At 48.0% G+C, this 12,002-nt stretch carries 12 protein-coding genes and 1 other annotated feature; all 12 genes read left to right on the forward strand.

Annotated features, from left to right (window positions below; all coding sequences use genetic code 11):
- The first annotated feature begins 143 nt into the window (after window positions 1-143).
- The 12 genes from ftsZ to KW93_RS02755 all read left to right on the forward strand — a co-directional run bounded on the left by ftsZ (window position 144) and on the right by KW93_RS02755 (window position 11,999).
- The gene (ftsZ, locus tag KW93_RS02700) at window positions 144-1,325 is read left to right on the forward strand and encodes a cell division protein FtsZ (protein WP_033541424.1); all 1,182 of its coding nucleotides are present in this window, start codon (window positions 144-146) and stop codon (window positions 1,323-1,325) included.
- A gap of 136 nt (window positions 1,326-1,461) precedes the next feature.
- Window positions 1,462-2,133 carry a YggS family pyridoxal phosphate-dependent enzyme gene (locus KW93_RS02705; RefSeq protein ID WP_033541425.1) on the forward strand — a complete coding sequence of 224 codons (672 nt, stop codon included), beginning with the start codon at window positions 1,462-1,464 and terminating at the stop codon, window positions 2,131-2,133.
- Window positions 2,130-2,600 carry a cell division protein SepF gene (locus KW93_RS02710; RefSeq protein ID WP_033541426.1) on the forward strand — a complete coding sequence of 157 codons (471 nt, stop codon included), beginning with the start codon at window positions 2,130-2,132 and terminating at the stop codon, window positions 2,598-2,600. Before KW93_RS02705 ends, KW93_RS02710 begins: the two co-directional genes overlap by 4 nt.
- Before the next feature lie 23 nt (window positions 2,601-2,623).
- The gene (locus KW93_RS02715) at window positions 2,624-2,887 is read left to right on the forward strand and encodes a YggT family protein (protein ID WP_033541427.1); all 264 of its coding nucleotides are present in this window, start codon (window positions 2,624-2,626) and stop codon (window positions 2,885-2,887) included.
- 63 nt (window positions 2,888-2,950) lie between these two features.
- Entirely contained in the window at window positions 2,951-3,736 is a 786-nt protein-coding gene (locus KW93_RS02720; RefSeq protein WP_033541428.1) for a YlmH family RNA-binding protein, read from the forward strand.
- A 92-nt stretch (window positions 3,737-3,828) separates the two neighbouring features.
- On the forward strand, window positions 3,829-4,350 hold the full coding sequence (locus KW93_RS02725; RefSeq protein WP_033541429.1) for a DivIVA domain-containing protein: 522 nt from the start codon (window positions 3,829-3,831) through the stop codon (window positions 4,348-4,350).
- Between the two features lie 55 nt (window positions 4,351-4,405).
- Window positions 4,406-4,617 (forward strand) — a binding site (T-box leader).
- A gap of 43 nt (window positions 4,618-4,660) precedes the next feature.
- On the forward strand, window positions 4,661-7,423 hold the full coding sequence (gene ileS / locus KW93_RS02730) for an isoleucine--tRNA ligase (RefSeq protein ID WP_033541430.1): 2,763 nt from the start codon (window positions 4,661-4,663) through the stop codon (window positions 7,421-7,423).
- A 125-nt stretch (window positions 7,424-7,548) separates the two neighbouring features.
- Window positions 7,549-8,025: a signal peptidase II gene (gene lspA / locus KW93_RS02735; protein ID WP_033541431.1), complete on the forward strand. Its 477-nt coding sequence runs from the start codon at window positions 7,549-7,551 to the stop codon at window positions 8,023-8,025.
- On the forward strand, window positions 8,025-8,957 hold the full coding sequence (locus KW93_RS02740; RefSeq protein WP_442956608.1) for an RluA family pseudouridine synthase: 933 nt from the start codon (window positions 8,025-8,027) through the stop codon (window positions 8,955-8,957). Before lspA ends, KW93_RS02740 begins: the two co-directional genes overlap by 1 nt.
- A 188-nt stretch (window positions 8,958-9,145) precedes the next feature.
- A complete protein-coding gene (gene pyrR, locus KW93_RS02745; protein WP_033541451.1) occupies window positions 9,146-9,685 on the forward strand; it encodes a bifunctional pyr operon transcriptional regulator/uracil phosphoribosyltransferase PyrR in 540 nt (179 codons plus the stop codon).
- A gap of 26 nt (window positions 9,686-9,711) precedes the next feature.
- Window positions 9,712-11,001: a solute carrier family 23 protein gene (locus KW93_RS02750; RefSeq protein WP_033541432.1), complete on the forward strand. Its 1,290-nt coding sequence runs from the start codon at window positions 9,712-9,714 to the stop codon at window positions 10,999-11,001.
- A 128-nt stretch (window positions 11,002-11,129) separates the two neighbouring features.
- Window positions 11,130-11,999 carry an aspartate carbamoyltransferase catalytic subunit gene (locus tag KW93_RS02755; RefSeq protein WP_033541433.1) on the forward strand — a complete coding sequence of 290 codons (870 nt, stop codon included), beginning with the start codon at window positions 11,130-11,132 and terminating at the stop codon, window positions 11,997-11,999.
- The last annotated feature ends 3 nt before the right edge of the window (window positions 12,000-12,002 follow it).

Consider the following 12,002-nt stretch of genomic DNA (forward strand, 5'->3'; position numbering starts at 1 on the left):
GAAGAGCTGGGCCGCCGGAGTCTGGACAATGAAACACTCTTTTTAAAGTCCTATTATACTGGAAAAGTTATGCTTCTATTAACATCAAAAAATCATTGCATCATGCTTCATCACAAAGCAGGGCAATTTTAGGAGGAAAAAGAATGTTGGAATTTGATACAACAGTTGATGCTATGGCAGTTATAAAAGTTATCGGTGTCGGCGGCGGCGGAAACAACGCTGTAAACCGTATGATCGAACATGGGGTGCAGGGCGTCGAGTTTATCGCGGTAAACACGGATGCACAGGCATTGAACCTTTCAAAAGCTGAAATCCGCCTTCAAATCGGAAGCAAGCTGACACGCGGACTGGGCGCTGGCGCCAATCCGGAAGTCGGCAAAAAAGCCGCGGAAGAAAGCAAGGAACAAATTGAAGAAGCATTGCGTGGAGCTGATATGGTATTCGTAACAGCGGGTATGGGCGGCGGTACCGGAACCGGTGCTGCGCCAGTCATCGCAGGAATTGCCAAAGAGCTTGGTGCATTGACGGTAGGCGTCGTGACGCGTCCATTCACATTCGAAGGCCGCAAGCGTTCAACGCAGGCAATCGGAGGAATCGGCCAGATGAAAGAATCAGTGGATACGCTGATTGTCATCCCTAATGACCGTTTGCTTGAAATCGTAGACAAGAATACTCCGATGCTTGAAGCGTTCCGCGAAGCGGATAACGTTCTGCGTCAGGGTGTGCAGGGTATTTCCGATCTGATTGCGGTACCTGGTCTTATAAACCTTGACTTCGCGGACGTAAAAACGATCATGTCCAATAAAGGATCAGCTTTGATGGGGATCGGTGTCTCTTCTGGTGAAAACCGTGCTTCCGAAGCCGCCAAAAAAGCGGTTTCAAGTCCATTGCTGGAAGTTTCAGTTGACGGAGCGAAAGGTGTTCTCATGAACATCACCGGCGGATCCAATCTAAGCCTTTATGAAGTTCAGGAAGCCGCAGATATTGTTGCATCCGCTTCTGATGAAGACGTAAACATGATTTTCGGCTCGGTTATCAATGATAATTTGAAAGACGAAATCATTGTTACAGTTATTGCGACTGGTTTCAACGAAGAACAGCTTCAGCCGAGAACGCCAAGAGGATCTGGCCTGAACTCCAGCCGCGTGCAGTCAATTCAGCAGCAGCCGGTTCCTCAGCCGACACTCCGCGAAGCACGCCGTGAAGAACAGCGGCGGGAAGAACAGGTTCCGGTTTATCAGCAGGAGCCTGTCCGCCAGGAAAAACCGCAGGATGACGCGCTGGATATTCCGACCTTCCTGCGCAACAGACAAAAAAGACGTTAAGCCAAACAGCTGCCGCGATGGCAGCTGTTTTTTCGATGTCCAGACTCCAGCGCTTTTCTTATTAATATGACGTAATTGATAAATAGCACTAAACTTGGTACAATAAACTGAACATCTGAGGAAAAGTTGTGAATTTATGAAATCCATTGCACCAGTATATAAAAAGATGAGAAATGAACTGGACGAAATACGGGAAGGCATCGAGATTATCGCTGTTACTAAACAAGTCGGGGTTCCGCGGACGAAAGAAGCGATTGATGCCGGCATCAGCCATCTGGGAGAAAACCGGCCGGAAGGCTTCCTCGAAAAGTATGATGCCATCAAAGACGGCGCCATCTGGCATTACATCGGAAATCTGCAGAGCCGAAAAGTGAAGGACATCATCAACCAGATCGATTATCTGCATTCTTTGGACCGTCTAAGCCTTGCAAAGGAAATTCAGAAGCGGGCAGAACATCCCGTTAATTGTTTTGTGCAGGTCAATGTTTCGAAAGAAGACAGCAAGAGCGGCATTCTTCCGGAAGAAACACTGGATTTCATCAAGACGCTTGAAAAATATGATAAAATCAATATTATCGGTTTAATGACCATGGCCCCGAATACTGAAGATAAAGACTTGTTGCGTAGTGTTTTCCGTGGACTCAAGGCTCTCCAGCTGGAAGTGGCTGAACAAGAGTGGCCGCATGCCCCCTGCACGGAATGTTCCATGGGCATGTCAAACGATTATTTGATAGCAGCGCAGGAAGGGGCGACTTTTGTTCGCATCGGGACTGCATTAATAGGTTCAGAAAGTGAGGCAGAGGGATGAGCATTAAAAATTCATTCAAGAATTTCTTTTATTTAGAGGAATACGAAGAAGATCAGCCACAGCAGCAAAACCAGCAGGCCCCCCGCTACGAAAAGCAGCCTGTCAGCCAGGATATCCGGAAATCACCGAAAGAACGCCGGCAGAAAGCCGCTGAAACAACAACTGTGCCAAATCTTGTAAGCATTCAGACTGCCGCTTCCAAATCTTCCAAAGTGCATTTGGCGGAGCCGCGTGTATATGCGGAAGCACAGGATATAGCTGAACAGCTAAAAAACAAACGCGCAGTGGTTGTGAACCTCCAGCGCATTGAAAAGAGCCAGGGACTTCGAATCATCGATTTTCTGAGCGGTACTGTTTATGCACTCGGCGGAGATATTCAGCGCATCGGCACGGATATTTTCCTGTGCGTACCTGACACTGTTGAAGTGGATGGCGCAATTTCTGATTTCTATTACGATGAAGACTAATAAAAGAGGTGCATAATTAACTGATGATCTTTTTATTGAGTTTAATTTTAAATGCCATTCAAATATATACCTACGTACTGATTGCCAGCGTCCTGATGAGCTGGATACCAAGCATTAAGGAATCCAGCATTGGACAGATGATTTCAAGAGTGACAGATCCTTACCTTGATTTGTTCCGCAGATTTATTCCGCCAATCGGCATGATCGATATTTCACCGATTGTAGCGATCATTACACTGAGTCTTGCTTCCAATGGCATCATTGTACTTTTCAACATGCTTTATTAATAACCTCACTCCAAGTGGGGTTTTTTATTTGAAATGAGACTACTCCAGAAAGGAACTGATACTGTGGATTCCATTTTTCAGCATTTTCGTAAAGAAGAACAGCAATTCATAGAACAGGTTTCAGGCTGGATGAATGAAGTCGAAAACCGGTATACGCCAAAGCTCACAGATTTTCTGGATCCGCGTGAACGGTTTATTGTGCAGTCGGTGCTCGGCTCCAATGACATCCTGATGCAGTCGATGGGGGTCTTTCCGGATGCTGAACGGCAGCGGGTTTTATTGTATCCTTCCTATTATGAACCTGAAGCGGATGATTTCAATATTACCGTCTATGAATTGAAATACCCAGTGAAATTCGTCACGCTGCGGCATCCTGATATTTTGGGCTCGCTGATGAGCGTCGGTCTGGACCGCAGCAAATTCGGTGATATCCGGATCGAAGGGGAACGGATCCAATTTGCCGTGGCGGATGAAGTGAGTTTGTATCTGAAAACCAATTTCGTCTCTGCGGCTAAAGTGAAAGTGCAGCTGCTGGAAGTTGAAGATATGGCCGAGATGATCGTGGCGACGGAAGAATGGCACGAGGAATCCCATACAGTCAGCTCAATGCGCCTGGATACCGTGATCAGTTCCATCTACAATATCTCTCGCCAGAAAGCAGCGGCTCTGATTCACGGAAGCAAGGTTAAAGTGAACTGGACGGTGCAGGAACAGCCGTCGTTCGAATTGCATGAATCGGATATGATTTCTTCGAGAGGCTTCGGACGCGTCAAAGTACTGATGGTTGAAGGAAGAACGAAAAAAGATAAAATACGTCTGCAGATCGGCCGTCTGGAACAGCGGAAATAGCCCTTGCATGGAATGTGAAAAATTATACTGATATTTCATGCAATGGGCGTTATACTGTTACTAAGAAACTTAATATAAGGAGAGTGCACTGAATGCCATTGTCCCCGTTGGATATACATAATAAAGAATTCAGCAAAGCGTTTCGCGGATACCAGGAAGATGAAGTGAACGAATTCCTGGATCAGATCATCAAAGATTACGAAATTCTGCTGAAAGAAAAGAAAGAGCTGGAAGAGCGCCTGAAGCAGACGGACGAGCGCATCGGCCATTTCACGACGATTGAAGGGACATTGCAAAAGTCGATTGTCGTCGCCCAGGAAGCCGCTGAAGAAGTCCGCCGCAACGCACAGAAAGAAGCGAAGCTCATAGTCCGTGAAGCAGAGAAAAACGGTGACCGCATCGTCAATGAATCACTGACAAAGGCTCGCCGCATTGCAATGGAAATCGAAGAATTGAAAAAGCAGTCAAAAGTATTCCGCAACCGCTTCAAAATGATTGTTGAAGCGCAGCTTGACCTGATCGATACAGATGACTGGGAAGCTTTGATGGAATATGATGTCGATACGACTACACTTGATAAACTGGAAGACTCCAACGAAGACTACCGCCCTTGACTATAAAAGAAACACTCTTTATAATTACGGCATACTGGAATTAGCAATTATCATATAGAATGCGTTGATGGAGACAGTACTCACAGCCAGGCAGGAAAGCGAACCGGGGACAGTGGAAGCCCGGTGCTGACAGCTTTGAGGAAAATCACTCCTGAGCAGAACCGGTGAAATCGAGTAACCGGCTCCGTCCCGCCACGATACGGCGTTCGAGTGGCAGCGTACAGCTGCAACAAGGGTGGTACCGCGAGCAGGCTTCTCGTCCCTTTCCAGGGATGAGGGGCTTTTTATTATGTTTACAGGAGGAATATTGATGGATTACAAAGACACATTATTGATGCCAAAAACGGATTTTCCGATGCGCGGCAATTTGCCGAACCGGGAACCGGAAATGCAAACGAAATGGGAAGAAATGGATATTTATAAAAAGGTTCAGGAACGCACTAAAGGGCTTCCGTTTTTCGTGCTTCATGACGGACCGCCATACGCAAACGGCGATTTGCATATGGGCCATGCACTGAACAAAGTATTGAAGGACATGATCGTTCGTTCACGTTCGATGATGGGATTCCATGCGCCGTATGTTCCGGGCTGGGACACGCACGGTCTGCCGATCGAACAGGCTTTGACTAATAAAGGCGTCAACCGCAAAGAAATGACACTGGCTGAATTCCGCAAACTCTGTGAAGAGTATGCCTATGAGCAGATCGACAGCCAGCGCACTCAGTTTAAACGCATCGGTGTCCGCGGCGACTGGGAAAATCCGTATGTTACATTAAAACCTTCCTATGAAGCCCGCCAAATCGAAGTATTTGGTGCGATGGCGAGTAAAGGCTATATCTATAAAGGTCTGAAGCCGGTTTACTGGTCTCCTTCAAGTGAATCTTCGCTTGCTGAAGCAGAAATCGAATACCACGACAAGAAATCACCGTCCATCTATGTTTCATTCCCGGTAACGGATGGCAGAGGCGTTCTGGCAGAAGGAACAAAATTCATCATCTGGACGACGACGCCATGGACGATTCCGGCAAACCTTGGAATTACCGTTCATGAAAAACTTGACTATATCGAAGTTGAAGTGAATGGGTCTCTTTACATCATCGCCCGCGAATTGCTGGATGATGTCACTTCTGAACTGAAATGGGAAGATCCTAGAGTCGTACGGGAAATGAAAGGTGCAGAACTGGAAAATATTCTGACGAAGCATCCTTTATATGACCGGACATCTCTTGTTATGCTCGGAGACCATGTTACAGTCGATTCAGGAACAGGCTGCGTTCATACAGCACCTGGCCACGGGGAAGATGACTTTTTGGTCAGTAAAAAATATGGCCTTGACGTTCTTTGCCCGGTCGATGAAAAGGGTGTCTTTACAGAAGAAGCTCCAGGATTCGAAGGCCAGTTCTACGATAAAGCCAATAAATCGATAACGGAAGCATTGGACGCTGTGGGCGCTTTGGAAGCCCTGACGTTCATCACCCACTCCTATCCGCATGACTGGCGCACGAAAAAGCCGGTTATCTACCGGGCGACTGCACAATGGTTCGTATCCATCGAAGCTTTCCGCGACAATATTTTGAAGGCAATCAATGAAACAACATTTACACCGGCATGGGGCGAAACCCGCCTGTTCAATATGCTGCGCGACCGCGGCGACTGGAATATTTCCCGTCAGCGTGTCTGGGGCGTGCCGATTCCGGTATTTTATGCTGAAAACGGGGACCCGATCATCACTGAAGAAACGATTGCCCACATTGCCGACCTGTTCCGCAAACACGGCTCAAACGTTTGGTTCGAACGTCCGGCTGCAGAACTATTGCCGCCTGGATTTGTACATCCGAGCAGCCCGAACGGCATTTTTACAAAAGAGCTTGATATTATGGATGTCTGGTTCGATTCAGGATCGTCACATCAGGCAGTGCTCGATGAGCGCGAAGATCTTCAGTATCCGGCTGACCTGTATCTGGAAGGTTCTGACCAATACCGCGGCTGGTTCAACTCATCGCTTACTACAAGTGTTGCCATTAACGGAATCGCTCCTTATAAAGGCATTCTGAGCCATGGCTTTACGCTTGACGGCAATGGCCGCAAAATGAGCAAATCACTCGGCAACGTAATCGTGCCGGCGAAAGTGATGAATCAGATGGGCGCTGATATTCTGCGCATGTGGGTTGCTTCAGTCGACTACACGGCAGATGTCCGAGTGTCGGATGAAAACTTTAAACAAGTTTCTGAAGTTTACCGCAAAATCCGCAACACGCTGAAATACCTTCACGGAAACCTGGCCGACTTCAATGAAAAAGAAAACCGAGTTGCTTTTGAAGATATGCGTGAAATGGATCAGTATATGGCGATGAAGCTGCAGAAAATGATCGACACAGCCCGCAAAGGCTACGAAACTTATGAATTCGCGACGATTTACAACGCGTTGAATAATTATTGCGCGAACGATTTAAGCTCATTCTATCTGGATGTGGCAAAAGACGTTGTCTATATTGAAGCGGCCGACCATCCGCACCGCCGCGCCATGCAGACGGTCATGTTCGATTCATTGATGGCCATTTTGAAATTGGCTGCACCGATCATTCCGCATACGGCTGATGAAATGTGGTCTTATCTTGGATTTGTCGAAGAAGACAGCGTCCAGCTGACTGATTTCCCCGAAGTTGAAGAACTCAGCAGCTTCAAGGATCTTGAAGAAAAATGGACACAATTTATGGCGGTTCGCGATGACGTCCTGAAAGCGCTGGAAGAAGCACGTGCAGCGAAGACGATCGGAAAATCCCTTGAAGCGAAAGTCACCCTTTACGGCTCAGAAGAAATTAAAAACCTGCTGGCATCTGTAGATGATAATGTTGCACAGATGCTGATCGTATCGAATTACGAATTCGGCGGTTCGCCTGAAAATGCGCTTGCTGAAGCACTGGTATTAAATCATGTAACTGTTGCAGTCCAAAAAAATGAAGGCGAAAAATGTGAGCGCTGCTGGACGATTTCTGACAAAATCGGGGAAAGCGAAACTCACCCGACACTTTGCCCGAGATGTGCAGACGTTGTGGAGAATCATTACGCATAAGAAAAGCGCAAAAGCATTTTGATTCAGAAGGTCTGGAGAACTGGAAAGCCGGTTCTCCGGGCCTTCCCTTTTTTGCCGCGGATTGTGGTAAAATGGAAAGACAGATGATTTGACGGGGGAAACGTATGTTAATTTATTATGCAATTGCAGCAGTGATTGTTGCTGCAGATCAATTTACAAAATGGCTTGTCCTTGAAAATATGGAGCTCGGGGAACGGATTCCTGTGTTTGAACCGTATCTTGCCTGGCTGTCGCACCGCAACAGAGGGGCGGCGTGGGGCATGCTGGAAGGGCAGATGTGGCTGTTCGGCATCATCACGGTTGCTGTCATTATCGGCATCCTGTATTATTTCCATAAATACGCCAAAGGGCAGCAGCTGCTGCAGCTCAGCCTGATGGTGATTCTCGGCGGAGCGATCGGGAACTTCATTGACCGCATGCTGCGGGGGGAAGTCGTCGATTTTGTCGATGTGCTGATTCCTGTCGTCAATTACCACTTTCCGATATTCAATATCGCCGATGCCGCTCTGACAATCGGGGTCATCCTGATGATCATATTCGTGATCTATGACGAAAAACAACAAAAGAAAAAGGTGTCTTAATGGAAGAACTTACAATACAAATTGAAGATTTAACAATTGAAGTTACAGATGAAATGGCCGGGGAGCGAATCGATAAGGCGGTTTCTTCAATCGATGAAGACTGGTCTCGTTCGCAGATTGCCAATTGGGTCAAAGAAGGGGCGGTCCGTGTCAACGGCGAAATCGTCAAGCCGAACTATAAAGTTCGTCTCGATGACGTGATCATCGTTACGCCGCCTGTGCTTGAAGAGCTGGACGTTGTTCCGGAAGATCTTGATCTGGAAATCGTCTACGAAGACGCCGATGTTCTGGTCGTCAATAAACCCAAAGGCATGGTTGTGCATCCGGCTCCGGGCCATGCATACGGTACACTGGTCAACGGATTGATGCATCACTGCACGGATTTATCGGGCATAAACGGTGTCGTTCGTCCCGGAATTGTTCACCGCATCGATAAAGACACATCAGGTCTTTTGATGGTCGCCAAAAACGATGCGGCACACACATCTCTCGTCAACCAATTGGTCAGAAAAAGCGTGACCCGTAAATATATTGCTTTGGTGCACGGCCACATCCCGCATGATAAAGGAACAATTGAAGCGCCCATTGCACGCGATCCACGGGAAAGGCAAAATATGGCAGTTGTCGATAAAGGCAAGCATGCCGTGACCCATTTCCGAGTGCTTGAGCGTTTCGGCGATTTTACATTAGTGGAATGCCGTCTTGAAACGGGCCGTACACACCAGATCCGTGTCCATATGAAATATATCGGCTTTCCGCTGGTAGGCGATCCGAAATACGGACCGAGAAAAACAATGGATATCGGCGGCCAGGCGCTGCACGCGGAAGTGATCGGTTTCGACCATCCGAAAACCGGGGAATATATGGAGTTTTCAGCTGAAATGCCCGAGTATTTTGCGGAACTACTGGAATCTCTTCGCAAGAAGGATTGACAAAACCGCAGGATGTTCTTTATACTTGAAAAAACCAATCGAATAACAACACCTTTAAAAACAGTCCAGAGAGGCTGAGAAGGTATTTACGCAAGCCGGAAGCCCCACTTCCGTGCTGGATTTTTCTGCGCATCTATCCTCCTGCCCTCCGGCAGGAGGTTTTTTATTTGTCTGAAGGAGTGAAAAAAATGGTGGAAAAAGCGGATATTTTGGACGAGCAGGCAATGGCCAGGGCCATTACACGGATCGCCCATGAAATTATCGAACGAAATAAAGGCATTGATGATATCATACTTGTCGGCATCAAGACGAGAGGGGCATTCATCGCGAAGCGTATGGCTGAAAAAATCGGGAAAATCGAAGGCAAGGCGGTCAAAACCGGAGAGCTGGACATCACGCTTTACCGCGATGACCTCAGCACCAAACACAAAAACAATGAGCCGCTGGTGCAGCTAGTGGACATTGAACATTCAATCGAAGGTCATAAAGTGGTGCTGGTTGATGATGTGCTTTATACGGGACGCACGGTGAGAGCCGCGATGGATGCGGTAATGGATCTCGGCCGCCCGGCGCAGATTCAGCTTGCAGTGCTGATCGACCGCGGGCACCGCGAACTGCCGATCCGCTCGGATTATGTTGGAAAGAACATACCGACATCAAGCAATGAACGCATCGTCGTACAGATGAAAGAAAGTGACGGCAAAGACCGCGTCGCCATACACGAATAACACAGAGAGATATGGGGGAGAAAGTTTTGAGTGACGCAATATTGGATGTACAGGATAAACCGAAAACCGGCCAGTGGATTTCACTGAGCCTGCAGCACATGTTCGCCATGTTCGGCGCAACAATTCTTGTTCCGCAGCTGGTGGGCTTAAGTCCGGCCATCGCATTATTGACAAGCGGAATTGCTACAATCATTTTTGTTCTGATCACACAATTTAAAGTGCCTGCTTATCTGGGCTCGTCGTTCGCATTTATCACACCCATCATAATCGCCACAGAATCAGGCGGCATTGGCTCAGCCATGATCGGCGCCATGTTCGTCTCCGCCGTTTATGCCATCGTTTCACTGATCATCTGGAAAACCGGCTATATCTGGCTTATGAAAATTTTGCCGCCGATCGTGGTTGGCCCAGTCATCATCGTCATCGGCCTGGCCCTGTCGGGGATAGCAGTCAGTAATGCCATGACAATACCAACTGCTGATGGCGGTTCGGAATACAGCCTGCTTCATTTCTCTGCAGCGCTCGTTACCTTACTGACGGCAATCGTCTGTACGATTTACTTTAAAAACATCATTTCGCTGATGCCGATCCTGATCGGCCTGATTGTCGGTTATGCCTATTCAGCGGCAATCGGAATCATCGATTTTACGGCAATCGGCGAAGCAAAATGGTTCGCAGTACCGGATTTTCTTATTCCGGGAGTGGATTACACTTTCACGGTAACCGGAACGCTGCTAATGGCCATGGTGCCGATAGCAATCGTAACAATTTCTGAACATATCGGTCATCAGCTTGTGCTCGGCAAAATAGTTGACCGTAATTACATAAAAGATCCCGGGCTTCACCGCTCGATTCTCGGCGATGGCCTTGGAACTTTCATTTCTTCACTTATCGGGGGTCCCCCGAAAACGACATACGGTGAAAACATCGGCGTACTTGCCATTACACGCGTATACAGCGTATACGTCATCGTGGGTGCTGCAGTATTCGCCATCTTCTTCTCTTTCGCAGGCAAATTGATGGCGGCGATCGACACGATTCCGACCGCAGTGCTTGGCGGAATTTCAATCCTGCTGTTCGGCATCATCGCATCATCCGGCCTGCGCATGCTGGTCGACAACAACATCGACTTCGGCGATAAGCGGAACCTCGTCATTTCATCAGTCATCCTGGTGATCGGCATTGGGGGGGCGCGAATCGAGTTTACGCCTACCTTCGTCATTGAAGGAATGGCACTCGCAGCAATCATCGGCGTCATTCTTAACCTGGTGCTGCCGGGAAGAAATAAAGAAGAAATTGACGACGGAACTTTATAATCACCTTTTAATGAATGTCCAGAGAGGCATGGAAAGGGATGAAGAACAAGGGATACGTATATCCTGTTGTTTCCTCACACCTTCCTGCTCCTGGGAAGGTGTTTTCTTATGGAAAGGGGACTTTTTGAATGCCGAATATACTGACGATGAACGAATTGCCGAATGCAACGATCATGCACTTGATCGAGCGTGCCACTGCTTTTGAACAAGGAGAGCAGTTAACGCTCAGCGGCACAGTTGCAAATCTTTTTTTTGAACCGAGCACACGCACCAAGATGAGCTTTGAAATGGCGGAACATAAATTGGGCATTGCATCATTACCGTTTGAAACCGGCTTTTCCAGCGTGCTGAAAGGTGAAACGCTTTACGATACCGTGAAAACACTGGAAGCGATCGGGGTCGATGCAGTGGTCATCCGCCACAGCGAAGAGCAATACTACGAGCAGCTTGCAGGAGTGAAGCTTGCAGTCATCAACGGCGGCGACGGTTCCGGGCAGCATCCGACGCAATCGCTTCTTGACCTTTACACCATCTGGCAGGAGTTCGGCCGCTTTGACAACATCCACGTGACGATTGCCGGAGACATCGCCCACAGCAGAGTGGCAAAATCGAATGCCAAAGCGCTCCGGAATTTAGGAGCGGATGTCACATTCGTGTGTCCGGCGGAATGGAGCGGCGACTTTGAAACCTCTGACCGGCTCGATGATTCCCTGGCAGAAACCGACGTGGTCATGCTGCTGCGAGTCCAGCACGAACGCCATGAAAGCGGAGTGCTGCTGACAGAAGAGCAGTACCACGAGCAGTATGGGCTGACGATCGAACGCGAAAAGCGGATGAAGGATTCGGCCATCGTTATGCATCCGGCACCAATCAACAGAGGCGTTGAAATTGCCGACAGCCTTATCGAATGCGAGCGCTCACGAATTTTTAAACAAATGGCAAACGGAGTTTACATCCGGATGGCAGTTCTTGAATATGCGATGAAAGGGAGAGATTGAAAA

The sequence above is a fragment of the Planococcus sp. CAU13 genome (assembly GCF_000775575.1).
Classification (GTDB): domain Bacteria; phylum Bacillota; class Bacilli; order Bacillales_A; family Planococcaceae; genus Planococcus.

Excerpts from the sequence above, each read along its gene's own strand:
- KW93_RS02755 (WP_033541433.1), top strand. The coding sequence starts at position 11,130 with ATGCCGAATATACTGACGATGAACGAATTGCCGAATGCAACGATCATG.
- KW93_RS02725 (WP_033541429.1), top strand. The coding sequence starts at position 3,829 with ATGCCATTGTCCCCGTTGGATATACATAATAAAGAATTCAGCAAAGCG.
- pyrR (WP_033541451.1), top strand. The coding sequence starts at position 9,146 with ATGGTGGAAAAAGCGGATATTTTGGACGAGCAGGCAATGGCCAGGGCC.
- KW93_RS02705 (WP_033541425.1), top strand. The coding sequence starts at position 1,462 with ATGAAATCCATTGCACCAGTATATAAAAAGATGAGAAATGAACTGGAC.
- KW93_RS02710 (WP_033541426.1), top strand. The coding sequence starts at position 2,130 with ATGAGCATTAAAAATTCATTCAAGAATTTCTTTTATTTAGAGGAATAC.
- KW93_RS02715 (WP_033541427.1), top strand. The coding sequence starts at position 2,624 with ATGATCTTTTTATTGAGTTTAATTTTAAATGCCATTCAAATATATACC.
- ftsZ (WP_033541424.1), top strand. The coding sequence starts at position 144 with ATGTTGGAATTTGATACAACAGTTGATGCTATGGCAGTTATAAAAGTT.
- ileS (WP_033541430.1), top strand. The coding sequence starts at position 4,661 with ATGGATTACAAAGACACATTATTGATGCCAAAAACGGATTTTCCGATG.
- KW93_RS02740 (WP_442956608.1), top strand. The coding sequence starts at position 8,025 with ATGGAAGAACTTACAATACAAATTGAAGATTTAACAATTGAAGTTACA.
- lspA (WP_033541431.1), top strand. The coding sequence starts at position 7,549 with ATGTTAATTTATTATGCAATTGCAGCAGTGATTGTTGCTGCAGATCAA.